Below are 24,243 nucleotides of genomic sequence, written 5' to 3'. Positions count from 1 at the left end.
GGGAGCACGAGAAAGCCCCGCACCAATTGCTGAACTGGTGCGGGGCTTTCTTCTCGTACGTGTCAGACGCTGCGGATGGCAACCACTGCGTTGTGTCCACCGAAACCGAACGAGTTGTTCAGGGCCACGATCTGCCCCGAAGGCAATTCACGTGGGGTCCCGGTGATGACGTCGAGGGGGATCTCCGGATCCTGGTTCTCCAGGTTGATGGTCACCGGGGCCTTGCGTTCCTGGACCGCAAGCACGGTGAGCACCGACTCGACGGCGCCGGAGGCCCCCAGCAGGTGTCCCATCTGGGATTTCGTGGCAGACACCGAGACGCTCTCCAAGTGGTTGCCGAACGCGGCGCGCAGCGCGGTGTACTCCGGCTTGTCGCCGACGGGCGTCGAGGTCGCGTGCGCGTTGACGTGCACAACGTCCTCGGGCTGGATGAGGCCGTCGAACATGGCTGCCTTCAGGGCCCGTGTCGCGCCTAGTCCCTGCGGATCAGGGGCGGTGATGTGGTAGGCATCGGCCGTAACGGAGGTGCCTGCCAGCTCAGCGTAGATATGCGCTCCGCGGGCCAGGGCGTGTTCCTCGGCTTCGAGCACGAGGGCACCGGCACCTTCGCCCATGACGAAACCGTCGCGGTTCACGTCATAAGGGCGTGACGCGTGTTCCGGATCGTCGTTGCGCTTGGAAAGCGCCTGCATGGCGGCAAAGGAAGCCATGGGCATGGGGTGGATGGCTGCCTCGGCGCCTCCGCACATGACGACGTCGGCCTTGCCGGCACGGATCAGTTCCAGGCCAAGGTGCATGGCTTCGGTGCCCGACGCGCAAGCGGACACCGGGGTATGAGCACCGGCGCGTGCACCCAGGTCGAGGCTGACGGCAGCGGCGGGCCCGTTGGGCATGAGCATGGGAACGGTCATGGGCAGGACGCGGCGTGGTCCCTTTTCCTTCAGCGTGTCCCAGGCATCTAGCAGGGTCCACACGCCGCCGATTCCGGTGGCGAAAGCGACGGCGAAGCGGTCGTGGTCGACCTCTTCGATGCCCGAATCCTTCCAGGCCTCGCGGGCTGCCACGACGGCGAACTGGGTGGAGGGGTCCATGCGCTTGAGTTCAACACGGGAGAGCACGTCAGCAGCCGGCGTCGAGGCCTTGGCGGCAAAGTGCACGGGCAGCGAATACTTTTCGACCCACTCATCGGTCAAGGTGTGGGCACCGGAAACACCCTTCAGGGCGTTGGCCCAGAGGGTGGGGACGTCCCCACCGATCGGCGTGGTCGCGCCGAGGCCGGTGATTACTACTTTGCGAGCCATCAACATACTCTCTGTGTTGTGTTGCAGGTGGCGGAAGCGGGAAGCTTCATGCCGAACGTTGTGGAGGGGTGGTCCGCCGACCTCGGCGGACCACCCCGAAGACCATGGCTTCCCGGTCTGGTGCCCTTAGGCAACCGGAAGGGAAGGAACAGGGTGGATCAGGCCTGGGCGTTGGCGATGAAGTTGACGGCGTCGCCGACGGTCTTGAGGTTCTTGACTTCCTCGTCGGGGATCTTCACGTCGAACTTCTCCTCGGCGTTGACGACGATCGTCATCATGGAGATGGAGTCGATGTCGAGGTCGTCCGTGAAGGACTTGTCCAGCTGAACCGCTTCGGTGGCCAGACCGGTTTCTTCGTTGACGATCTCGGCAAGGCCGGCCAGGATTTCTTCGTTGCTAGCCATGAGGCTCCCTTTCTCTTGTGCCGGGGCTCTCCCGACGCATATTTCCCGTCTCGTGGACGGTGAACTCTAGTGTTGTCCGCTCAATAGCCTAGGGCAGGACGATGACCTGTGCGCCGAAGACGAGGCCCGCGCCGAAACCGATTTGCAGGGCGAGCGTGCCCGAGAGTTCGGGGTGCTCCTCCAACATGCGGTGCATGGCCAGCGGAATCGAGGCAGCGGAGGTGTTTCCGGTGTCCGCGATGTCGCGGGCGATGGCTACGGTATCGGGCAGCTTGAGCTGCTTGGCCATTTCGTCGATGATGCGCATGTTGGCCTGGTGGGGCAGGAATACGGAGAGGTCATCGGCCGTGATGCCTGCGGCATCCATGGCTCGCTGGGCTTCCTTGGCCATGCCCCAGACGGCCCAGCGGAAGACGGTCTGGCCGTCCTGCCGCAGGGTCGGCCACAGCTTGGCCTCCGTCTCGGCGACGAGGGCAGTGCCTTCCGGATCCTCTTCGGCCTGCACGGCGACATCGCGCAGGTCCAGCAACGAGTGGGTCATGCCAATGGCGTCCCACTTGCTGCCATCAGAGCCCCAGACAGAGGGGCCGATGCCGGCAGTCTCGGAGGGGCCGATGACGACGGCTCCGGCACCATCGCCGAGCAGGAAGGAGATGGTGCGCTCGTGGTTGTCGATGATGTCCGAGAGCTTCTCGGCCCCGACGACCAGGACGTACTCGGCCGCACCGGACTTCACCAGGGCGTCTGCCTGGGCGACGCCGTAGCAGTAGCCGGCGCAGGCGGCGGAGATGTCGAAGGCCGGTGCGGGGGTGGCGCCGAGGCGGTCTGCCAGGGCGGAGGCAGCGGACGGGGTGGCGTAGGGGGAGGTCACCGTGGAGATGATGACCGCGCCCAGCTGTGAGCCCTCGATGCCTGCACTCTGGAGGGCTCCACGGGCCGCAGTCTCTGCCAGGTCCAGCAGCGAGGTTTCGGAGTCGGCACGCCGCCGGGTGACGATGCCGGTCCGCTTCTGGATCCACTCGTCGGAAGAGTCGATCCACTGGCAGACGTCCTCGTTCGTGACAACGACGTCGCCGCGTGCCGCGCCGACGCCCATGATCCGGGTGAATTCCCGGGGGGTGCTCTGGGTCAGTACTGCGCTCACGTTAATTCCTGTCCTCTCCGGTGGCCGTACGGCCGTGTTCATTGATGAATTCGCGGGCCGCGTCGAGGTCCTCGGGCGACTTCAAGGCCAGCGTGGGGACGCCCTTCAGACCGCGTCGGGCCAGACCGACCAGCGTTCCTGCCGGCGGAAGCTCGAGGATGCCGGTGACGCCCATCAACGCCATCGATTCCATGCACAGGTCCCAGCGGACCGGCCGGGAGACCTGGGCGACCAGGCTGGCCAGGTTCGAATCTCCACTGGCGACGGCACCGCCGTCGTAGTTGCTCAGCAATGGTACGGAGGGGGCCGCCGGGTGCAGGGATGGCACGAGGGCCTCCAGCACGCCGACCGCGGGAGCCATGTGCTCGGTGTGGAAGGCCCCGGCGACCTTCAGCGGGATGACCCGGGCCTTGGCTGGCGGGGCAGCGACCAGGGCCTCGATCTGCTCCAGCGTCCCGGCGGCGACGGTCTGGCCGCCTCCGTTGGCATTGGCCGCGGTCAGCCCGACGGCTGCAAGGGCCGCGGCGACCTCGTCCGGGTCACCGCCAAGCACGGCGGCCATGCCGGTCGGCGTGGTGGCGGCGGCTTCGGCCATCGCGTTGGCGCGTTCACGCACAAAGGCCATCGCATCGCCCTCGGGCAGCGCACCGGCCAGTGCGGCAGCGGTGATCTCGCCGACCGAGTGCCCGGCCAAGACGGTGGAGACGGGCAGGCTGGTGGCACCGGAGGAACCGTCGAGCAGGGCCCGGGCGGCGATCAGCCCGGCGGCAACGATGAGCGGCTGGGCAACCGCGGTGTCCTTGATGGTCTCCTCGTCGGAGACGGTACCGTGCGCCACAAGGTCGCGGCCGGTGAGATCAGAGAGCTGCTGCAGGTGTTCGGAGACACCGGGCACCTCCAGCCAGGGCGAGAGGAATCCGGGGGTCTGGGAGCCCTGTCCGGGGCACACGATAGCTAGCACGATTCCAGCTTTCCAAAGATCGGGGAAATAGCGGGTGTCTTGCGGCACGAACCTGCGCCGGGGGCTTTAGAGGAATCCTACAACGACTCGCCCGCGTCCAGACGCCCGATGACGAGGGCGGTCTGCAGCACGAAGGCCTCGCGGGGCACCAGTGGATCCCATCCGGTGACGTCGCAGACCCGTTTGAGACGGTACCTCACCGTGTTGGCGTGGACGAACAATTCGCGGGCTGTTCCCTCCAGCGAATGCCCCAATGCGAGGTAGCTGGACAGCGTTTCGAGCAGGCCGTTTCCGGCCCGTTCGAGTGGTTTGTGGATGCTCTCCACAAGAGCCGTGCGGGCGGCGGCGTCGCCGTTCATGACCCGTTCGGGCCACAGGTCATCGGCGGCGACGGGGCGGGGGACCAGGGGCCAGGCGCGGGCGGCCGCGATGCCTTCGAATGCGGCGTGCGCACTGGCGGCGGCATCACGCAGGCTAGGGGCTCCTGGACCGTAGACGATGGGACCGGGGCCGAAGTACTCGGCGAGACGAGCGAACGCAGTCTCCTGCTCGCGGACCCCGCCGAGCATGAGGATCAGCCGGTCGCCCTGGATGCCGACCAGGCAGTCCTTGGCCACCCGCTGCCCCACCCGGCGCAGGTCCCCGACAAAGGTGGCACCGGCGTCGTCCGGGGCACTGCCGACGATGACGTGGATCCCGGACTGAGAGGTCCAGCCGACGGCCGCGATGCGCGAACGCAACGCATCCGGGCTCTCCCCGCGCAGGACTGCGTCGACCACCAGGGCCTCGAGCCGACTGTCCCAGGCTCCCCGGGACTCGGCGGCGCGGGCGTACACGTCGGCGGCGGCGAACGCGACCTCACGCGAGTAGCGCAGGACCGCCTCCCGCAGCTGCATTTGCTCGGCATCCGGGGCCAGCTCGGGCACCTGGTTCTCCACCACCTCCACGATGGTGCGGATCAGCTGCAGCGCTTTCTGCAGGGAAATCGAACGCGTCAGTTCGGTGGGGGCTGTCCCGAAGACGTCTGTGAGCACCCACTGCGGTGACGAGGGGCGTTCGTACCAGGAGACGAAGGAGGCGATGCCCTTCTGTGCCACGAGGCCCAAGGCGGCACGTTCCTGGGGGCGGAGGCCGCGGTACCAGGGCAGGGACTGGTCCAGGTGCTTGAGCGCGACCGTGGAGAGGATGCCCAAGTGCGATTTGAGCCGTTTGAGCGTCTCGGGGCTGGCCTTGGGCTGGCGGACGGGGCGGATGCGGGGGGATCCGGTACCCGGACGCTCTTCTGTCATGGCTCCACCCTACGCACTGCCCGGCCGCGGCTCCATTTTGGAGGATCGCTACAAAAAACCGGTGCCCCCGGCGACCCGCGGTTGCAGGTCTCCGGGGGCACCGGTCTCAGCGGTGTGGCTCGAGCTAGGAATCGCCGCCCGCGTTGCCGGAGGTGCCGGCATTGACGTCGTCGATCCGGTACTTCTCGAAGGCCTTCGCCGCAGCCGAACGGTCAACCTCGCCGCGGCGTCCCAGCATCTCCAGCGCCTGCACGACGACGCAGTGCGCGTCGATCTTGAAGAAGCGTCGGGCTGCTGCGCGCGTGTCGGAGAAGCCGAAGCCGTCGGCGCCGAGGGTGGCGAAGTCGTTCGGCACGAACTGGCGGATCTGGTCCGGCACGGCCTTCATGAAGTCCGTGACCGCCACGACCGGGCCGGTGGCCCCGGCCAGCTTCTTGGTCACGTACGGCACCCGCGGTTCGGCACCGGGGTGCATGAACGCTTCCGCCTCGGCGTCCAATCCGTCGCGGCGTAGTTCGTTCCAGCTGGTGACGGACCAGACGTCGGCGGAGACGCCCCATTCGTCGGCGAGGATCTGCTGGGCTTCCAGGGCCCAGGGCACGGAGACGCCGGAGGCCAGCAGCTGGGTGCGGGGCCCGTCGACGGTGGCCGGGGACAGGAGATAGATGCCGTTGAGCAGGCCCTCGACGTCCAGGTCCTTCGGCTCGGCGGGCTGGAGGATCGGCTCGTTGTAGACGGTGATGTAGTACATGACGTTGGGGTCGGAGTGTTCGCCCCCATACATGCGCCGCAGTCCGTCCTTGACGATGTGGCCGATCTCGTACCCGTAGGCAGGATCGTAGGTGACCACTGCCGGGTTGGTGGAGGCCAGGATCGGGGAGTGGCCGTCGGCGTGCTGCAGGCCCTCGCCGGTCAGGGTCGTCCGTCCCGCGGTGGCGCCGATGACGAAACCACGCGTCATCTGGTCCCCCGCCGCCCAGAAGAAGTCGCCGGCCCGCTGGAACCCGAACATCGAGTAGAAGATGTAGACCGGGATCAGCGGTTCGCCGTGTGTGGCATACGCGGTGCCCGCTGCGGTCAGCGCTGCGGTCGACCCTGCTTCGTTGATGCCGGTGTGCAGGATCTGGCCCTGCGGTGATTCCTTGTAGGCCAGGACCAGGTCGCGGTCCACCGAAAGGTAGTTCTGCCCCTTGGGGTTATAGATCTTCTTCGTGGGGAACAGCGAGTCCATGCCAAAGGTCCGCGCCTCGTCGGGAATGATCGGGACCACGCGGTCACCGAATTCCTTGTCGCGCATGAGGTCCTTGAGCAGGCGGACGAAGGCCATGGTGGTCGCGGCTTGTTGCTTGCCGGATCCACGTTTGGCGACCTCGTAGGCCTTGTCGTCGGGCAGGTGCAGCGGTTGGTGTTTCGTCCGGCGTTCCGGAACCGACCCGCCCAGGGCGGCGCGGCGTTCCATCATGTACTTGATCTCCGGGGCCTCGGCGCCCGGGTGGTAGTACGGCGGGGAATACGGGTCCGCTTCGAGGGCCTCGTCGGTGATGGGGATGCGCAGGTGGTCGCGGAAGGCCTTGAGGTCCTCCAGGGTCAGCTTTTTCATCTGGTGGGTCGCGTTGCGGCCCTCGAAGTGCGGGCCCAGCCCGTAGCCCTTGACGGTCTTGGTCAGGATGACCGTGGGCTTGCCCTTGAACTCGGTGGCAGCCTTGTAGGCGGCATACATCTTGTGGTAGTCATGCCCGCCGCGCTTGAGGTTCCAGATCTGCGCGTCACTCAGGTCAGCGACCATTTCCTTGGTCTGCGGGGACTTGCCGAAGAAGTGCTCGCGCACGAACCCACCGGATTCGGCCTTGTAGGTCTGGTAGTCCCCGTCGGGGGTCTGGTTCATGATGTCCACCAGGGACCCGTCGTCGTCCTTGTCCAGCAGCTCATCCCACTCCCGGCCCCAGACGACCTTGATCACGTTCCAACCGGCGCCGCGGAAGAAGGCCTCGAGTTCCTGCATGATCTTCCCGTTGCCACGTACCGGACCGTCGAGGCGCTGGAGGTTGCAGTTGATCACGAAGGTGAGGTTGTCGAGCTGCTCGTTCGCGGCCAGCTGCAGGAAGCCGCGCGAGTCGGGTTCGTCCATTTCGCCGTCGCCGAGGAACGCCCAGACGTGCTGGTCGGAGGTGTCCTTGATCCCGCGGTTGTCCAGGTAGCGGTTGAGCTGGGCCTGGTAGATCGCGTTGGCGGGGCCGATGCCCATGGACACGGTGGGGAATTCCCAGAAGTCGGGCATCGAGCGCGGGTGTGGGTAGGACGGCAGGGCGTGGCCGGCCTTGGACTTCTCCTGCCGGAACCCGTCGAGGTCGATCTCGCTCAGGCGGCCTTCCATGAAGGCGCGGGCGTACATGCCGGGGGAGGCGTGGCCCTGGAAGAAGACCTGGTCACCGCCGCCGGGGTGGTCCTTGCCGCGGAAGAAGTGGTTGAACCCGACCTCGTACAAGGTCGCGGCACCGGCGTAGGTGGAGATGTGTCCGCCGACCCCGATGTCGGGGTGCTGGCCGCGGTGGACCATGATCGCGGCGTTCCAGCGCATCCAGGCGCGGTACCGGCGTTCGATCTCCTCGTTGCCGGGGAACTCGGGTTCCTGGTCCACCGGAATCGTATTCACATAATCAGTGGTGGTCACCATCGGCACACCGACGCTCTTGGCACCCGCACGCTGGAGGATGGAGCGGACAATGAACTGGGCACGTTCCGTGCCCTGGGATTCGACCAGGTCGTCGAAGGATTCAATCCATTCGGCGGTCTCTTCCGGATCGCGATCCGGCAGCTGGCTGGTCAAACCACTGCGAATGTGGGAAATGTGTTCCTCTTCAGCCACGTCCAACTTCTCCTCGTTACGGGTAACAGCGTGGGGAATGCGACGTTCCCGTTGTTGGGCCGGGTGGCGTCGCGGCGGTAGAACCGCCTGGCGATGAATGCATGCCGGGTGGGCGTGCGTTCCATCTCGACCACTGTAGTTGTCTTTGTCTTGTGATGCGTAGCCGGGGAGGGCCCGGGTGACGTGGGTTACGCTGCCCCCGGGAGCGGCCCGTGCTCTCCAGCAGCGCATGCATCGATGGTGCACGGGTCGAACGGGTGCCCGGAATCCGGGTTTGCGGCGTGTCTGCGGGTCCCGCGCTTGATGGGAAGGGTTTAAAGGTGTTGGCTTGTGGTGTGTATCAACCACTAGTAGGAGGAGAAACGTGAGCGACGCCGGAGCGGCCGACAATGCGGTTGTGGAAAAAATGGGCTTCAAGGACGGAGACCTGATCCAGGAGCTGGGCTACGACGACGACGTTGATGACAATCTCCGTGATGCGTTGGAAGAAGTGACCGGCAGCGAACTGGTCGGCGAAGACGACCATGAAGTCGTGGACGGGATCCTGCTTTGGTGGCGGGATGGTGAAGGCGACCTGGTCGACGAACTGGTCGATTCCCTGACCACGCTCGATGAAGGTGGTGTCATCTGGTTGATGACCCCCAAGTCGGGTCGTGATGGATATGTTTCACCCGCGGAAGTCCAGGAAGCAGCGCCCACTGCCGGGCTGCATGTGACCAGCACGGAAGGCGCCTCCGCCGATTGGACCGCGACGCGCCTCGTGGCCCGCCGCAAGAACTAGATGGCCGTATCGGACCACCCCTTGGTGGGTGGCCCCGTTCCGGCGTTCGAGCTGCAGAACCAGTTCGGCGAGGCAGTTTCATCGGCAGGACTGGGGCAGGGGCGCTACTTTCTGGTGTTCTACCCGTTTGCGTTCTCCCGGGTCTGCACTGCCGAACTGGCAGTGCTGGAGCGGTTGCGGCCCGAACTGGCGGAGGCCGGAGTCGGTCTCCACGCCGTGTCGGTGGACCACAAGTTCGCCCTGCGCGCCTACGCGGCCGAGCAGGGGATCGGTTTCGACCTGCTGGCAGATTTCTGGCCGCATGGCGAAGTTGCCCGGGCTTTCGGGTGCTTTGACGAGGTGCAGGGCCGTGCCTTGCGATCGACGTTCCTGGTTTCCGGCGGGCAGGTCGTGCACCACTTCGGCAGTGAGGTCGGTCAGGCGCGCCGGGAGCAGGACTACCTCGACGCCGTCGTGCAGTTTCCCGTGTAGCGGTTCGCGATTGGCGCCGTGGGCGTCGGCCCGGTAGGCTCAATCCCCGCAAGGGCCTTTAGCTCAGCTGGTAGAGCGTCACGTTTACACCGTGAATGTCATCGGTTCGATCCCGGTAGGGCCCACCAGAAAAGCGTCGGTCAAACCACGGCTAGCCCGTAGTTGATCGGCCACGACTGCGGTCTTCCCATGAGGGGAAGGCCGGGTTATAGGCAGGAATGTGTGTATGGCCCGGGTGTGTCACGGTCTGCTTCTACCGCCCCAGCCGTGCTGGACGCCGTTGCCGTCTTCCCAACTGAATTCCTTGTCGTAGAGCGCCGGCCCGTCGGGTTCTTCCTTGATTTTTCGTTGCTTGCGTGGAGGGTCCCAGTGTTCCTGGCGCACGAGTGTCCATGGCTCCCTGGGGAATTCAGTCAGTGAATCCAATAGCCAGTTCACCGCGGTGCGGGCGTGCGCGTCAGGCATCCCGCGATGGGCGCGGAGCAATTCCTTGATGGCCTTGTTCGGACCGCCCTCCAAGGGCGAAGTAGTCCGGTGGATCTTCGCTCCACTGGCAGGCTGCAAATCGGTCTCCAGCCAGATGAACAGGTTCTCGTGTTTGATCAACGACCGGTAGAAGCCTCGAGCCCGGCGTAGCCGCTGATGGGTGTACCACCAGAGACGACTGGCAGGAACAGCGGAGGGCCGTTCAGCACCGGTACGGGCTTCGGTGCGGTGCTTGAGGAAAGCGTCCCATTTGGCCTCCCACTGCGAATAGGCGCTGATCCAGGCCGCAGCCTGCTCCTGGCTGGAGACCTTCATCAACGCCTTGGTCAGGGCCATGAGCTCCCGACCAGCGGGCAGCCTGGGGGCGAAAGTCAGGTGGCGGCGTACGGCCTGGAAGATGTGGAAATAGCACCGCTGCACGCGCGTATCCGGCCAGTAATGGCGCAATGCTGCATGCAGACCGGTCCCGCCATCGACAACGGCCACCGTCGGGGCCGGGACCCGTTCCATCAGGGCCTGCCATGAGGCTTTCTTCTCCTGGTCGCACCACTGCCAGTCCACGACATGGGAGCCGGTGAAGGCGATGAGCACGCACCAGCCGTTGAAGTACGTCCCGTCGAGCATGACCTGCTCGTGGACCTGACCCGTTGGCGCTGGCGGGGGAACCTCGACCCGCCAGCACCATCCAACCAACGCCCGGAAGGTCCTGCCGGTCCCACCACGGGAGGCCTGCGACGTGACACCGAGCAGCCAGTCCACGAAGCCAGCCAGCTGTGCTCGTCGGCTGACGTCCAGGCGCGACTGCGTGCTCGAAGCCCCGCACTGTTTGCATCGCCATCGGGTACGTCCGGCCGAGGTTTTCCCGTTCTTGACGAGCTTGGAATCGCATACACCACAACGCGGTTGGTTCGAGGCAAGAGGCACCCCACATGCTCCCAAAGCATGTGTATCCCGGCCTCACCCTACGCACGACAGGGAAGCAAGCCTCTCACGTACACACATTCCTGCCTATAACCCGGAAGGCCGCAGTTTTGTTTGCCGCCGGCGACGGGGTTGCCGTCCGCGCGGAGGGGCCGTCGATGACCGGTCGCCTAGCGACAGAACCGGAGGAGGGTGCCCACCTTCGGAATGACCCGCAGTCCCTGGCAATACTCGACAAGAGGGTGGACCGCCTTGTAGATGTCCACACCGTCACTGGCCTGTCCCGCGGACCGTTCCACATGCTTCAGCCATGTGGTCCGGCCCTCCTCGGCGTTCTTGGAGGTGTCCTCCATGGCCCGTGCGCACTTGGCTGCGCCCTGGGTGCCATCCAGTGTCAGCTGCAGCTTGTCGATGACTTCGGTCCCGTTATCCATCTCTGCAGCACGAGTGCCGATGTCATACCCGCTGCGGGCGCAATCTTTCAGCGCAGCAACGACTGGGTTGGTGCCACGCAACTGCTTGGATCTGACGTACTGCACCAGATCGTCGGAGAGATTCCCGGAATTTGCGCTGATCTGCAGGTTTTCCAGCGCCAGCCTCTGGCTGACCCACGCCGTGGTCAGCATCGGATCCGGAGCCCAGGGAATGGCAGGCGGCAGGGGTCCCATGGGTACGGCGATCTCACCAGGCATCAGGTAGTCGTACGCCCGCTGGCCCACCACGTATTCCCGAAAGAATTCCGCTTCGCTGGCCGAGGAGTTCCCTGGGAGCCGGGTTACCGGAAGGCTCGGGTCGATGGCCCACACTTGCTGCGTGTTGTTGTACAGAACGACGGCGCCACCAGCCTGTGGAGCACAGATGTTGAAGCCGGCGAAAACGGGCCGGTAGTCGCTGTTCTGCGCATAGAAGAACGTTCCTGGAGCTGCGTAATCGTGGCGGGCCGGCCAGGCGGCGGGGCACGGCCCGGGCGGCGGGGGCGACGGAACCACTGTCGGCGGAGGCGACGGGACCACTGTCGGCGGCGGTCCCTGCGTCGGTGGTGGCGCATGAGACGATGGCCCGCCCACGGAAGAGCCCGGAGTCGAACTGCCGGTTCCGCCGCAGGCAGTTGCCGCGGAACATATGGCAAATGCCAGCGCAGCCGCTCCCAACCGGCGGAGCATCTTGCCGCGCATGGCCTTCCTCCCAATCCTGAGAAGTGGCCGTCATTGTACTCCTGTCGGCCCCGGAACGACAGGAATCTACGCGACCGTGGGGCCGAGTGCGCCGAAGGGGTCGGAAGGGCCGGACCTGCCCGGGCATGAACCCATGGCCATCCGCCTGCCCCGCGGCGCTCCCACACCGTTTCCGACCCATCGTGAAATAGGTGGCACGACCTAGGCTGTCCTGCATGGTGCGTTCTGAAAGCTGGATCAGACCGGCGGGTGCAAGTCCCGTCTCGGTAGGTACCGGAGCGCCGAGTAGCAGGTCCCGGTTCGTTGGAGAGATCTGGCGGGCTGAGCGGGATGTCAAAAGCCCTGTCAGGGGGAGCAAGCACGCGGGCCGCAGCATCAAGCGAACACTGCAGCCTCGTCACAGTCACAACGAGGGAGCCGAGCCGATCATGTCACGGCGAAGGCCATGTCCGTCAGGCCCTGTTCCGGGGTCAGCTTGGCGGGTCCTTCCGGGGTACGGGTGGTGGCACGTGTGCAAGGTCTGGTCCGGAACAGAAGAGACCCGTCTGCCCGGCCCACGTCGGGCGAAGGCCACTGGTATAAGCCGATGGTGAAATCCGGTGGTGGGCAGCGGGAGTCCGAGGGGGCCATAGTACCGGTGAGGGGCGTGCAACATAACGCGCACCTAGGGAAGGACCCCCGCTTTGAACGTGCTCGTGAAGAGGGTAAGCGTCAGGGCATGACCGGGACAGCCCGGTCCAACAACCCCGTCAGGCACCAGCCTGTCGACCTGAACCGGCATCCGCCGGTGACGGGCGCGCGAAAACTTCAACGCCGGCTATGGGCTGCGGCCAAGCAGTCCGGGGATCGCCGTTTCCATGCCCTATTCGATCGTGCATGCAGGGTTGACGTCCTGCATGAGGCATGGGAGCGGGTGCGTGGTAATCGAGGAGCGGCCGGGGTGGACCGAATCACCTTGGCCGATATTGAGGCGTACGGGGTCGGGCTGATGTTGTCCGAGCTCCGTGCGGATTTGCTGGAAGGCCGGTATCGGCCCCAGCCCGCCAGACGGGTGTTCATCCCGAAGGCGGACGGGGGCAGGCGCCCGTTGGGTATCCCGACGGTGCGTGACCGGGTGGCGCAACAGGCCGTGCGCATGGTGTTGGAACCGATTTTCGAGGCGGATTTCCTTCCGTCCTCGCATGGGTTCCGGCCCGGGCGCTCGGCCACGGACGCGATGGAGACCATCCGCAAGGGCTTCGCCCAGGGACAGGTCTTCGTCGTGGAGGCCGATATCCGGGACTTCTTCGGAACGATCGAGCACCAGCGGTTGCTGGAAGCGGTCGCTGCGAGGGTCTCGGACCGGCGGGTGCTGAAACTGGTGCGGTTGTGGTTGCAGGCCGGTGTGATGGAGGGCGGGCGAGTCGAGCGGACGTTGGCTGGTACCCCTCAAGGAGGGGTGATCTCGCCTTTGCTCTCGAACATCTACCTGCATTCCTTCGACCGGGCCATGGCAGAGGCCGGTGTCGGGGAAGTCGTGCGCTACGCGGATGACTTCGTGGTGTTGTGCCGCACGCAGCGGCAGGCGGATCGTGCCCTGGAAACCGCCGGGTCGGTTCTGGCCTCCTTGGGGTTGGAACTGCATCCGGACAAGACGAAGATCATCGATCTTCGCGGTGGCCGGGAAGGGTTTGATTTCCTGGGCTGTCATTTCCGGGCGCGGATGTCGGGGCGTTTGTGGGAGCAGAAACGCATAGTGCGTTACTACCTGCATCGGTGGCCCGCGAAGCGGGCCATGAAGAAGGTACGCCAACGCGTGAAGGAGCTGACCGGTAAGAATCGGTCGGGCATGGATATCAGGGTCATCATTGCGATGCTGAATCCGATCCTGCGCGGTTGGGGCAACTACTTCAGGACCGGCAACGCCGGGGATAAGTTCCGGCAGATCGACACCTACGTCGTCATGCGGCTGCGTAAGCAGCTGGTCAGGCGGCGGGGGCGCAACCTCAAAGCGGGTCAAGCGCTGGAGTGGACCGAGGATTGGTCCAACGGCCATGGCCTGTATAGATTACGTGGCACCATACGCTATCCACGGAGTGCGTAACCATGCCTAGAAGTTCATCGTTAAGCCGTGTGCGGGAAAACCGCACGCACGGATTGAAAGGGGGATGGGGAACCAGGACCGCACGTCGGCACCTGCGCCCCTGACTACCAATGGATACCTTGCTACCTGCCGAGTGGACACCCTGGCGCAGCGCGCCGCCACTGGAAGGTCGACGGCCCACGACGGCAGACCTGGCCCTGGCGGTGGACTCGGGATGGGGTCGGGAGGACATGCTCGCCTACCCGACGGACCGGCAATCCGCAGGCACGCTCCGGCTGCTCATCGTTGGCATCACCCCAGCCCCTGGACGGTGGCGGTGAATGCACCGTTCGCCCGCCCGGGCAACCGATTCTGGACATCCCTGGCCCTGGCCGGTGTGATCGACGAACCCGTCGATGCCTCACGTGGGCTGTCGGCGCAGGCTGAGCGGATGATGGCGCAGCGGGGGCTCGGGATCACCAACATCGTGAAGCGGCCCTCGGCCCGGGCCGATGAACTCACCCGCGAGGAGCTGCGGCTCGGCGGAGCGCTTCTCGTCGAGCGCGTCCGCGTCCTGCGGCCCCGCGCGGTCGGCTTGCTGGGGGTCACGGCGTTCCGCACCGCTTTCGACTTGCCGAAGGCGGCGCTCGGGCTCCAAGCGCCCGACGCCGTGGCCGGCTGGCCAGCAGACGTGCAGTTGTGGGTCCTGCCCAACCCCAGCGGACTCAACGCGCATGAAACCGCCGCATCGTTGGCCCACAAGTGGCAGGACGTGTGGGCCGCCAGTGGCGCAGCCTGAACCAGCTGTCTTCCGGCTCCATCCGGGCAGGACAGCGTGACCCTTCACGTCTCTGGAAGTCACGCTTCTCCTCTTGAGATCGACTCCATTCCGGAAGTTGGACGCCTACAATAGGGAACGCAAGCGGATCCAAGGGAGGAGACATGGCTTCGACGAGGCGACGCGGCGCCGAATTGGAAGGTGCCATTCTGGGTGCCGGGTGGGAGCAGTTGCTCGACGGCGGCTATGCGGGGTTCACCTTCGAGGCGGTTGCCGAGCGCGCCCAAACGGGTAAGGCGGCGCTGTACCGGCGGTGGCCCAACAAGGAGGCGCTGTTGCTGGCGGTGCTGTCGCACAGCGACCTGGGGCTGCCCCACGACGCCCCCGACACGGGTTCCCTGCGCGATGACGTGTTGTTGCTACTGCGGTCCTCCAACCGGCTGGGGCATAGCGCGGCGGCCGTCTTCAGCGCCATCTTGGGCGCGTATTTCGATGAGACGAAGAGCACTCCCGCGCAACTGCGGGCCCGGATCCTGGAGGGCCGTGACCTCGCGATGCCCCAGATCATCGAGCGTGCCATCGAACGAGGCGAACTCTCCGGCGCCCTGCCAGCCAGGGTCGTGAACCTGCCCTTGGACCTGTTCCGCCATGAGCTCATCATGAACCTGGGGAGCGTGTCCGAGGAGACCCTCGTTGACATCGTCGATTCCGTGTTCATGCCACTTTCCACGGGGTCGGATCGGCAGCGAGCCAGTTAGTTGGCCCGACATTGCCGACTGCTGGTTGGGGCCGTGGCGCGGAGCCACTATTCGTGAGGTGGCCTTCGTCGCTGCTGCTTGATGTCGGATCGGCGCCCCTTGGCGGCCAGGCGCCGGCGCTTGGATCCCCTGGTCGGTTTGGTCGGGCGGCGTGGTGGGCCGTCGGGTGCGAGGCCCGAAGCCACCAGCTCGACGAGCTTCTCCAAGGCGATTTCCCGGTTGCGCAATTGCGAGCGCTGCTCCGAAGCCGAAACCGTGAGGGTCCCGGCCGTCAGGCGGGAACCGAGGCGTTCCAGAAGCAGCTGGCGCTGTTCATCAGACAGGACCTTTGAGTCCGCGACGCTCCAGAGGAGCTCGACGCGGCTATCCGAGGTGTTGACGTGCTGGCCGCCCGGCCCGGATGACCGCGAGAAGCGCCAGCCTAGCTCCGAGGACGGGATCCTCAACTGGGGTGAAACCTCGACGTCCATGGGACAAGCTTCGCACGACCCCGGGTGACGGCGATCTGGGGAGGCGGCGCGGAGCCGGCCTACCCGGGCCGCGTCGTCACGCGCTGGCACGCACGCCTCCGGGCGAACTAGAGTGGGATGCAGTCACGGAGCCGTGTCCGGCACCGGTGCGTGCCCGGGCACCAGCTCATTCTGATCCCAACAGATGGAGTCCTGATGAAGGCACAAATCGGCGTTACCGGCCTCGCGGTCATGGGCGCGAACCTCGCCCGCAACTTCGCCCGCAACGGCTACACGGTCGCCCTGCACAACCGCTCGATCGAAAAGACCGACGCGCTCCTGGAAGCCCACGGCTCCGACGGCGAATTCATCCGCACCGAAACCCTGGCCGAGCTCGTCGAGTCGCTGGAAACCCCGCGGCGCGTGCTGATCATGGTCAAGGCCGGTGGCCCCGTCGACTCCGTCATCGACCAGCTCGTCCCGCTGCTGGAAGGCGGCGACATCGTCATCGACGGCGGCAACTCCAACTTCCAGGACACCCGCCGCCGCGAAGCCGCACTGGCCGAGAAGGACCTGCACTTCGTCGGCATCGGCGTCTCCGGCGGTGAAGAGGGCGCACTGCTCGGCCCGTCCATCATGCCCGGTGGCTCCAAGGAGTCATACGACGCGCTCGGCCCGATGCTGGAGAAGATCTCCGCCCATGTCGATGGCGACCCGTGCTGCGCCTGGATCGGCACCGACGGCGCAGGCCACTTCGTGAAGATGGTCCACAACGGCATCGAATACGCCGACATGCAGGTCATCGGCGAGGCCTACGATTTGCTGCGCTCCGGGGCCGGGATCGAGCCCGCAGACCAGGCGAAGATCTTCGAGACGTGGAACGAGGGTGAACTGGCCTCCTTCCTCATCGAGATCACCGCCGAGGTACTCGGCCACACCGACGCCAAGACCGGCAAGCCCCTGGTCGACGTCATCGTTGACTCCGCCGGACAGAAGGGCACCGGCCGCTGGACCGTGCAGTCCGCCCTGGATCTGGGCTCGCCGACCTCGGCCATCGCCGAATCGGTCTTCGCCCGCGGCCTGTCCTCGCAGCGCGACCAGCGCGCCGTCGCCCAAGTGGTCCTGGCCGGCCACGAGCAGCAGGTCGAGCTCGGCGATGACTTCGTCGAGGACGTCCGCCAGGCGCTCTTCGCCTCCAAGCTCGTCTCCTACGCGCAGGGCCTGGACATGCTCACCGCCGCCGCCGAGGAATACGACTGGGAGCTCAAGCTCGACGAGATCGCCTCGCTGTGGCGCGGCGGCTGCATCATCCGCGCCGAGCTGCTCAAGGACATCACCAAGGCCTACGCCGCTTCCGACAAGCCGGCCAACCTGCTCTTCGACCCGACCTTCGCGCAGGCGATCGCCGGAGCCGTGCCGGCCTGGCGCCGCGTGGTGGCCACCGCCGTCGCCCTGGGCATCCCCGTCCCGGTGTTCTCCTCCTCGCTGGCCTACTACGACGGCCTGCGCCGCAAGCGCCTGCCGGCCGCCCTGACCCAGGGCCTACGCGACCTCTTCGGCGCCCACACCTACAACCGCGTCGACGCCGAGGGAACCTTCCACACCCAGTGGAGCGGCGACAAGACGGAGATCTCCGCGGTCTCCACGCACTGACCCGCAGTACCACCCGGGCGGAGAAACCGCCCACAAAAAGGGCACGACGGCGAAAAGCAGTTTTCGCCGTCGTGCCCTTTCCCTGTTGCCTAGGGTAACTATGGGCATAGGGTAGTGGCATGGATTACAGATTCCTCGGGGCCTCCGGGCTCAAAATCACCGAAATCACCTACGGCAACTGGCTGACCCACGGCTCCCAGGTGGAGAACGACGTCGCCACCCAATGCGTCAACGCCGCCCTGGACGCGGGCATCACCACCTTCGACACCGCCGACGCGTACGCCAACGGCGCCGCCGAGACGGTCCTCGGCGCGGCACTGAAGTCCCAGCGGCGCGAATCGCTGGAGATCTTCACAAAGGTCTACTGGCCGGTCGGACCGAAGGGCCCCAACGACACCGGGCTCTCCCGCAAGCACATCATGGAGGGCATCAACGGATCCCTGCGTCGGTTGGGCATGGACTATGTCGACCTCTACCAGGCGCACCGCTACGACCACCAGACACCGCTGGAGGAGACCATCCAGGCCTTCGCCGACGTCGTGCGCGCGGGCAAGGCCCTGTACATCGGCGTCTCCGAATGGTCCGCCGACCAGCTGCGCGAAGGCCAGCGCCTCGCGAAGCAGGCAGGATTCGCCCTGGTGTCCAACCAGCCGCAGTACTCCGCCTTGTGGCGCGTCATCGAGGACCAGGTCGTCCCGGCGTCGAAGGAGCTGGGCATGTCCCAGGTCGTCTGGTCGCCGATGGGACAGGGCGTGCTCTCCGGCAAGTACAAGCCCGGCCAGCCGGCCCCGGAAGGCAGCCGCGCCACCGACGCGAAGGGCGGGCAGAAGACGATCGAGCGCTTCATGGACGACACCGTGCTCGAGCGTGTCCAGAAGCTGCAGCCGATCGCCGACGAGCTGGGCCTGAAGATGTCCCAGCTGGCCATCGCCTGGGTGCTGCAGAACCCGAACGTCGCCACCGCACTGGTCGGCGCCTCACGGCCCGAGCAGGTCGCAGAAAACGTCAAGGCCTCGGGGGTGAAGATCCCGGGCGAGCTGATGACGCGGATCGACGATGCGCTTGGCGACTCGGTCGAACGCGACCCCGCCAAGACCGTGAGCCCGGAGGTCCGCCCGGCCTGATCGGCCGGACAGGGAACGCCGGAAGCCCGGTCGGTGCAGTTTCCACTGCACCGACCGGGCTTCCGGACGTTGGATCCGTGTGGAGGCTAGATCCACATCGCGGGGTCGATGTACTCCGCCGGGTCGACCGCCGGCTTGTGCTCCTCGGGCTTGCGTGGCCGGTTGGTCGCGGGGATCCCGGTGATGATCGAATCCGCCGGGGCGTCCTTGACCACCACCGCATTGGCGCCGATCGCCGAGTCCGGCCCGATGGTGATCGGCCCCAGGACCTTGGCGCCGGCCCCGATGACGACGCGGTCACCGATGGTGGGGTGGCGCTTGACCTTGGCCAGCGACCGGCCACCGAGGGTGACCCCGTGGTAGATCATCACATCGTCGCCGATCTCCGCGGTCTCCCCGATGACCACCCCCATGCCGTGGTCGATGAAGAACCGCCGCCCTAGCGTGGCCCCGGGGTGGATCTCGATGCCGGTGATGAAGCGCCCGAGCTGGGAGATCAGCCGTGCCGGCAGGCGGTAGGCGGGGTTCTGCCACAGCCGGTGCGTCAGCCGGTGGATCCAGATGGCGTGCAGGCCCGAATACGCCAGGGCGTTCTCGGTGTTGCCGCGCGCCGCGGGATCATGGGCGCGGGCACCCTCGAGGTCCTCTTTGAGTCGGGATAGGAAAGTCACACGTTGCCTTTGCTGGTCGTTGGCCCGGGGGCGTTGGTGCTAGCCGCGGATGTCGTCGTACAGCAGCGTGGAGATGTAGCGTTCGCCGAAGTCGGGGACGACGGCGACCACGAGCTTGCCGGCGTTCTCCGGACGGGCCGCGACCTGCAGGGCACCCCAGACGGCGGCGCCGGAGGAGATCCCGCCCAGGATGCCCTCCTTGGTGCCCAGATCGCGGGCAATGGCGACCGAATCCTCGATCGTGGCGTCGAGCACCTCGTCGTAGATCTTGGTGTCCAGCACCTCCGGGATGAAGTTCGCCCCGAGACCCTGGATCTTGTGCGGGCCGGGGTTGCCGCCGTTGAGGATGGCAGAATCCTTCGGCTCGACGGCGACGATCTGCACGCCGGGCTTCTTCTCGCGCAGCAGCGCGCCCGCACCGGTGATGGTGCCGCCGGTGCCGATGCCCGCAACGAGGATGTCCACGGCGCCGTCGGTGTCGTCCCAGATCTCCTGGCCGGTCGTGGTGCGGTGGATCTCAGGGTTCGCCTCGTTGGCGAACTGCTGGGCCCAAATGGCATTGTCGGTGGTGGCGACGATGTCCTTGGCCTTCTCGACCGCACCGCGCATGCCCTCGGAGCCGGGGGTCAGCACGATCTCGGCGCCGAAGGCACGCAGCATGACGCGGCGTTCGGTGGACATGGTTTCCGGCATGGTCAGGATGACGCGGTAGCCGCGGGCTGCGCCGACCATGGCCAGGGCGATGCCGGTGTTGCCGGAAGTGCCCTCCACGATGGTGCCGCCGGGACGCAGGGCCCCGGCCTTCTCCGCTGCGTCGACGATGGCCACGCCGATGCGGTCCTTGACGCTGTGGGCCGGGTTGTAGAACTCCAGCTTCACGGCCACCTGGGCGGGGAGGCCCTCGGCCATCCGGTTCAGCCGGACCAGGGGGGTGCGTCCAACCAGCTCGGTCACGTCGTTGTAGATCGGTGCCATACTTTGCCTGCTTTCGGAAGAAGGTTGTCGGTCGTCTCGTCGTTCAGCCTATCGAGGCCCGGAATCGCGCCTCAGTCGGTGAGCCACCGGGAGTAATATTTCCGCGCCTTGGCCAGCTTCGGGTTGATGATGACCTGGCAGTACCCCTCGTAGGGGTTGCGGGAGTAGAAGTCCTGGTGGATGGACTCCGCCTCGTGGAAATGCGGTGCCGGGACGATCTCGGTGACGATCGGGTCATCCCAGTTCTGCTGGTTGCGCCGCAGGGCCGCCTCGAACAGCCGCTTCTGCTGGTCGTCGGTGTAGAACATCGACGAACGGTACTGCGTGCCGACGTCGTATCCCTGCCGGTTCAGCGTGGTCGGGTCGTGCCCGGTGAAGAACATGTCCAGGATGACGTCGGCGGGCACGACGGCGGCATCGAAGGTCACGGACACGGCCTCGGCATGGCCGGTAGTCCCGCTGCACACCTCGCGGTAGTTCGGCTCGGGGGTATGGCCTCCGATGTATCCGGAGACCACGGACGAGACGCCCATGGTCTTGCGGTACACCGCGTCCATGCACCAGAAGCATCCGGCGCCGAGCGTGAAGGTGTGGATGCCGTGGTCGGGGAAACCGACGGAACCGGAAGTGTCCGGCTCGGCCGCTGACAATGGGTTCGATGACATGCTGCTCACACCCATGGTCAATGCGCTGCGGTCCCCATTCATTCCCGGCGTCATCCGCGACCCCCGTCCCGAGGTTTCGCGCGGCGGGCAAAACGTCCGGTGTTGACACGCATATGACCGCCTTCGGTCTACGGTAGGAGCATGCGCAACGACGAGGACACCACCGCGGACCAGCCCCGCGACGAGGACGACAAGGACACCGTCTCCGCGGAGCAGGTTGGGGTACCCGATGGCCGGCCCGGGCCAGTGAACCATGAGCCGGCAGAAGCGGAAGCAGGGACAGGGCACGGCGGACCCTCCGTCGTCGAACCGGTCCTCGAGCCGGTCCTCGAACCGGCCGTTGAACCGGAGCCCGAGGGCGTGGGAGCCGCCGATGCATCCGCCGCCGTGTCACCGACCGCCCCGCCCGGGGCAACCACCCCGACCGTGGGGGATGTCCTGGTCGCCATCGAGGAGCTCTGGCCCGCCTCGTTGGCCGAGGACTGGGACGCCGTCGGCCTCGTGGCCGGCCGGGTGGAGCAGCCGGTCCGCCGCGTCGTCTTCGCCGTTGACCCGACCCTGGATGTGGTCCGTGATGCGGTCGAGCGTGGCGCCGACCTGCTGATCACGCACCACCCGCTGCTGCTGCGCGGTGTGAAATCCGTCGCCGCCGACCAGTTCAAGGGCGAGGTCGTCCACGAGCTCATCGAGAACCACTGCGCCCTGGTCACCGTCCACACCAATGGCGACTCCGCCGTCGGCGGGGTCTCCGACGTGCTGGCCGACATCTTCGGCCTGACCAACGTCACGCCGCTGGTCAAGGCCCCCGAGGGGCTTCCCGAAGAGGGAATCGGCCGGGTCGGGACGTTGCCGGACGCCCTCTCACTGGGCGACTTCGCCGCCCGCGTCTTCGGCGCGCTGCCTGCCGTCGCCGGCGGGGTCCGCGTCGCCGGGGACCGGGACGGGATCGTCAGCACCGTCGCCATCTGCGGCGGCGCCGGCGATGGATTGTTCGACGCGGTCCGCGCGGCCCGGGCCGACGTGTTCGTCACCGCCGACCTGCGCCACCACCCGGCGTCGGAGGCCCGCGAGGCGTCCGTCGAGAACCGCCCGTACCTGATCGACATCTCCCACTTCGCCGGCGAATGGCTGTGGCTTCCCGCGGCCGCCGAGGGACTCTACAACGTGTTGATCGACCAGGGGTTCACGGTGGAGATCGGCGTCAGCTCCATCAACACCGACCCCTGGGATTTCATCCTCACGCCGGGCCACTGATCCGGGCCGATCGACAGTAGGCTGGAAAACCACCGAGGACGAGGAGAACCACCGATGGCCAAGGCATCACCCGCCGAGCAGCTGCTGCTGCTGGACCTGCAGGCGCTGGACTCGAAGATCGTGAAGATCGACCGGGCCGTGAAGACGCTTGCCGCCGATCCGGAGATCTCCGCGGCGGAGGCGTCCGTTGCCGAGGCCGAAACCGCACGCCGTGAGGTCGCCGAGGAATCCGCGGCGGCCCAGCAGGCGCTCACCGAGGCCGAGCACCAGGTCGAAAAGGTCCAGACACGCATCGCCAAGGACCGGGCCCAGATCGACGCCGGTCGCGGAACCGCCCGGGACATGATGGCCCTGCAGCACGAGATCGACTCGCTGACGCAGAAGCGCGGCGAACTCGAGAACAACGAACTGGAGCTGATGGAGGCCGCGGAGGAAGTGGTGCCGCGCCTGGAGGGCGCCACCGCTTCCGCCGACGGAACCGCCGCCCAGCTGGCCCAATTGGAACGCGCACGCAGCGAACGCGGCGAGGAGTTGGCCGGTGAACGCCAGCACCTGGTGGTCCAGCGTGCGGAACTCGCAAGTCGTGTCGACGCCGGCCTGCTGGCCCTCTATGAAAAGCGGCTGGCCCAGCATGGCGTCGGTGCCGCGCGCCTCTTCCACGGCACCTCCGAGGGATCCGGCATGCAGCTGGCCCCCGGCGACCTGGCCGAGATCCGCGACGCCGCCGCGGACGACGTCGTGTACTGCCCGGATTCCGGGGCGATCCTGGTCCGTTCGCCGGAATGGAAGTAGTCCAGCCAGCCAATCCACCGGCGGGCGGTGCCTGGGGCCGCCTCCACCACGTCGAGCTCTGGGTCGCCGACCACGACCGCGCCGAGGCCTCGCTGGGATGGCTCTTCGGCCAGCTGGGCTACGTGCGCACCGACAGCTGGCCGTCCGGTTCGAGCTGGCAGGGCGCGGGGGAGTACCTGGTCCTCGAATCCGGCCCCGACGTGCTCGCCGCGCCGCACGAGCGCACGCGACCAGGGCTCAACCACCTGGCCATCCACGCCGGGACCCCGGACGACGTCGACGCACTCACCCGGCAGGCGCTCGACCACGGCTTCACGCTGCTCTTCGCCGACCGGCATCCACACGCCGGCGGAACCGGCCACTACGCCGCCTACCTGGAGGACGCCGACGGGTTCGAGATCGAGCTGGTCGCCGGGGAGCCGCGCTAGCTGGCGGCGAAGCTGTGGTCCTCGGGCAGGATGATGTTCAGCTGGTGGGCCCTGCGCCCGGTGGCCGGAACCAGTTCGGCCTCCCACTTCTCCTGCGCGGCCTTCAGCAGGGCGGCCGGCGTCTTCGGCTCGGCACGGCGCTGGAGCAGGTGCCGGGCCAGCTCGCCACGGGTGTGCTTGGCGAAGTGCGAGACGACCTTGCGCTGCCCACCGCGCAACTGGAACACCGAGACGGCGACCGTGGTCTCCACCGGTGGGGCGAAGGCCGCCGCGTAGGTGCTGGAGCGGCAGTCGACGACGAGTTCTCCTTCCGCCCGCGCACCCAGCACCGGGTTCAGCCGCGGCTTCCACCAGCTCGCCAGTTTCCCGACGCCGGGCAGGTTCACCGACATGCCCAGCCGGTAGGCGGGGATCCGGTCGCCGAATCCAACCGCACCCCACAGGGCGGAGATGACGACGACGGAATCATCCGCCTTGCGCCGTTGGGCGGGAGTCAGCGTCCGGTAGCCCAGCGCCTCGTAGAGCACGCCGGTGTAAACGGAGTGGGCCGGGGCCGCCGGTTCGCGGTGGAGCGTGATGTTCCGGGCGACGTCCTCGGCGAGCGAGGCACCGACACCGAGCACCTCGTGGGCCTGTTCGGAGGCCGAGACCTCGGCGAGTGCGGAAAGCACCTCGGCGCGGGCCGAAGCCAGCTCCTGGAAGGCGAGGGCGCCGGCGTCGTACAGCTGTCCCCGGGTTGCGGGTTGTTTTCCTTCGGAGGGGGGAAGCAGGATCAGCACCCATCGATCCTAACGGCGGTCCGGGGGTGCTCCGCGCACCGGTATACTGGCCCATG

At 66.7% G+C, this 24,243-nt stretch carries 23 protein-coding genes and 1 tRNA gene; 11 read left to right on the top strand and 13 right to left on the bottom strand.

What is annotated here, in order from left to right; all coding sequences use genetic code 11:
* Window positions 1-62: 62 nt before the first annotated feature.
* The 6 genes from fabF to aceE form a co-directional block, all read right to left on the bottom strand.
* Complete coding sequence (gene fabF / locus AC1MEQ_RS02365) at window positions 63-1,301, bottom strand: beta-ketoacyl-ACP synthase II (protein WP_479793612.1); 1,239 nt, start codon at window positions 1,299-1,301, stop codon at window positions 63-65.
* 158 nt (window positions 1,302-1,459) lie between these two features.
* On the bottom strand, window positions 1,460-1,705 hold the full coding sequence (locus AC1MEQ_RS02360) for an acyl carrier protein (RefSeq protein WP_343900660.1): 246 nt from the start codon (window positions 1,703-1,705) through the stop codon (window positions 1,460-1,462).
* Window positions 1,706-1,793: 88 nt separating this feature from the next.
* Entirely contained in the window at window positions 1,794-2,801 is a 1,008-nt protein-coding gene (locus AC1MEQ_RS02355; RefSeq protein ID WP_479796016.1) for a beta-ketoacyl-ACP synthase III, read from the bottom strand.
* Window positions 2,802-2,850: 49 nt separating this feature from the next.
* Entirely contained in the window at window positions 2,851-3,810 is a 960-nt protein-coding gene (locus AC1MEQ_RS02350) for an ACP S-malonyltransferase (protein ID WP_479793610.1), read from the bottom strand.
* 77 nt (window positions 3,811-3,887) lie between these two features.
* A complete protein-coding gene (locus AC1MEQ_RS02345) occupies window positions 3,888-5,099 on the bottom strand; it encodes a PucR family transcriptional regulator (protein WP_479793608.1) in 1,212 nt (403 codons plus the stop codon).
* 124 nt (window positions 5,100-5,223) lie between these two features.
* Window positions 5,224-7,965, bottom strand: a complete 2,742-nt coding sequence (aceE, locus tag AC1MEQ_RS02340; RefSeq protein ID WP_479793606.1) for a pyruvate dehydrogenase (acetyl-transferring), homodimeric type — start codon at window positions 7,963-7,965, stop codon at window positions 5,224-5,226.
* A 364-nt stretch (window positions 7,966-8,329) separates the two neighbouring features.
* On the opposite strand from aceE, the gene AC1MEQ_RS02335 reads away from it, so the two are divergent.
* The 3 genes from AC1MEQ_RS02335 (at window position 8,330) to AC1MEQ_RS02325 (ending at window position 9,345) form a co-directional block, all read left to right on the top strand.
* Window positions 8,330-8,746: a DUF3052 domain-containing protein gene (locus tag AC1MEQ_RS02335; RefSeq protein WP_479793604.1), complete on the top strand. Its 417-nt coding sequence runs from the start codon at window positions 8,330-8,332 to the stop codon at window positions 8,744-8,746.
* The gene (locus AC1MEQ_RS02330) at window positions 8,747-9,217 is read left to right on the top strand and encodes a redoxin domain-containing protein (RefSeq protein ID WP_479793602.1); all 471 of its coding nucleotides are present in this window, start codon (window positions 8,747-8,749) and stop codon (window positions 9,215-9,217) included.
* Window positions 9,218-9,269: 52 nt separating this feature from the next.
* A tRNA-Val gene (locus AC1MEQ_RS02325) sits at window positions 9,270-9,345 on the top strand.
* Window positions 9,346-9,457: 112 nt separating this feature from the next.
* On the opposite strand, the gene AC1MEQ_RS02320 is transcribed toward AC1MEQ_RS02325, so the two are convergent.
* Together AC1MEQ_RS02320 and AC1MEQ_RS02315 are read right to left on the bottom strand one after the other, a co-directional pair.
* Window positions 9,458-10,627: an IS1249 family transposase gene (locus tag AC1MEQ_RS02320; RefSeq protein ID WP_479792515.1), complete on the bottom strand. Its 1,170-nt coding sequence runs from the start codon at window positions 10,625-10,627 to the stop codon at window positions 9,458-9,460.
* Window positions 10,628-10,794: 167 nt separating this feature from the next.
* A complete protein-coding gene (locus tag AC1MEQ_RS02315; protein ID WP_479793600.1) occupies window positions 10,795-11,799 on the bottom strand; it encodes a hypothetical protein in 1,005 nt (334 codons plus the stop codon).
* Window positions 11,800-12,385: 586 nt separating this feature from the next.
* On the opposite strand from AC1MEQ_RS02315, the gene ltrA reads away from it, so the two are divergent.
* The 3 genes from ltrA to AC1MEQ_RS02300 all read left to right on the top strand — a co-directional run bounded on the left by ltrA (window position 12,386) and on the right by AC1MEQ_RS02300 (window position 15,397).
* Window positions 12,386-13,882, top strand: a complete 1,497-nt coding sequence (gene ltrA / locus AC1MEQ_RS02310; protein ID WP_479793598.1) for a group II intron reverse transcriptase/maturase — start codon at window positions 12,386-12,388, stop codon at window positions 13,880-13,882.
* A gap of 316 nt (window positions 13,883-14,198) precedes the next feature.
* Complete coding sequence (locus AC1MEQ_RS02305) at window positions 14,199-14,660, top strand: mismatch-specific DNA-glycosylase (RefSeq protein ID WP_479793596.1); 462 nt, start codon at window positions 14,199-14,201, stop codon at window positions 14,658-14,660.
* A gap of 143 nt (window positions 14,661-14,803) precedes the next feature.
* The gene (locus AC1MEQ_RS02300) at window positions 14,804-15,397 is read left to right on the top strand and encodes a TetR/AcrR family transcriptional regulator (RefSeq protein WP_479793594.1); all 594 of its coding nucleotides are present in this window, start codon (window positions 14,804-14,806) and stop codon (window positions 15,395-15,397) included.
* Between the two features lie 47 nt (window positions 15,398-15,444).
* On the opposite strand, the gene arfB is transcribed toward AC1MEQ_RS02300, so the two are convergent.
* Window positions 15,445-15,867, bottom strand: a complete 423-nt coding sequence (arfB, locus tag AC1MEQ_RS02295) for an alternative ribosome rescue aminoacyl-tRNA hydrolase ArfB (RefSeq protein ID WP_479793592.1) — start codon at window positions 15,865-15,867, stop codon at window positions 15,445-15,447.
* Between the two features lie 195 nt (window positions 15,868-16,062).
* Between arfB and gndA the strand changes: the two genes are divergently transcribed.
* Window positions 16,063-17,499, top strand: coding sequence for an NADP-dependent phosphogluconate dehydrogenase (gene gndA / locus AC1MEQ_RS02290; protein ID WP_479793590.1), 1,437 nt, complete (start codon window positions 16,063-16,065; stop codon window positions 17,497-17,499).
* A gap of 119 nt (window positions 17,500-17,618) precedes the next feature.
* Window positions 17,619-18,623, top strand: coding sequence for an aldo/keto reductase family protein (locus tag AC1MEQ_RS02285; protein ID WP_479793588.1), 1,005 nt, complete (start codon window positions 17,619-17,621; stop codon window positions 18,621-18,623).
* A gap of 86 nt (window positions 18,624-18,709) precedes the next feature.
* On the opposite strand, the gene epsC is transcribed toward AC1MEQ_RS02285, so the two are convergent.
* The 3 genes from epsC to msrA all read right to left on the bottom strand — a co-directional run bounded on the left by epsC (window position 18,710) and on the right by msrA (window position 20,865).
* Entirely contained in the window at window positions 18,710-19,294 is a 585-nt protein-coding gene (gene epsC / locus AC1MEQ_RS02280) for a serine O-acetyltransferase EpsC (protein ID WP_479793586.1), read from the bottom strand.
* A gap of 39 nt (window positions 19,295-19,333) precedes the next feature.
* Window positions 19,334-20,269 carry a cysteine synthase A gene (cysK, locus tag AC1MEQ_RS02275; RefSeq protein ID WP_479793584.1) on the bottom strand — a complete coding sequence of 312 codons (936 nt, stop codon included), beginning with the start codon at window positions 20,267-20,269 and terminating at the stop codon, window positions 19,334-19,336.
* 71 nt (window positions 20,270-20,340) lie between these two features.
* On the bottom strand, window positions 20,341-20,865 hold the full coding sequence (gene msrA, locus AC1MEQ_RS02270) for a peptide-methionine (S)-S-oxide reductase MsrA (RefSeq protein WP_479796014.1): 525 nt from the start codon (window positions 20,863-20,865) through the stop codon (window positions 20,341-20,343).
* Between the two features lie 210 nt (window positions 20,866-21,075).
* Between msrA and AC1MEQ_RS02265 the strand changes: the two genes are divergently transcribed.
* The 3 genes from AC1MEQ_RS02265 to AC1MEQ_RS02255 are packed head-to-tail and all read left to right on the top strand — an operon-like array spanning window position 21,076 to window position 23,408.
* On the top strand, window positions 21,076-22,188 hold the full coding sequence (locus AC1MEQ_RS02265) for a Nif3-like dinuclear metal center hexameric protein (RefSeq protein ID WP_479793582.1): 1,113 nt from the start codon (window positions 21,076-21,078) through the stop codon (window positions 22,186-22,188).
* A gap of 54 nt (window positions 22,189-22,242) precedes the next feature.
* On the top strand, window positions 22,243-22,980 hold the full coding sequence (locus tag AC1MEQ_RS02260; RefSeq protein ID WP_479793580.1) for a zinc ribbon domain-containing protein: 738 nt from the start codon (window positions 22,243-22,245) through the stop codon (window positions 22,978-22,980).
* A complete protein-coding gene (locus AC1MEQ_RS02255) occupies window positions 22,971-23,408 on the top strand; it encodes a VOC family protein (protein WP_479793578.1) in 438 nt (145 codons plus the stop codon). The genes AC1MEQ_RS02260 and AC1MEQ_RS02255 overlap by 10 nt, the downstream gene beginning before the upstream one ends.
* On the opposite strand, the gene AC1MEQ_RS02250 is transcribed toward AC1MEQ_RS02255, so the two are convergent.
* Window positions 23,405-24,187: a YaaA family protein gene (locus AC1MEQ_RS02250; protein WP_479793576.1), complete on the bottom strand. Its 783-nt coding sequence runs from the start codon at window positions 24,185-24,187 to the stop codon at window positions 23,405-23,407. The genes AC1MEQ_RS02255 and AC1MEQ_RS02250 overlap by 4 nt on opposite strands.
* Window positions 24,188-24,243 lie beyond the last annotated feature (56 nt).

This window comes from Arthrobacter sp. ASL1, assembly GCF_056680475.1.
Note: the sequence above shows the minus strand (reverse complement) of the source record. Positions and strands in the feature narration are given on the sequence as shown.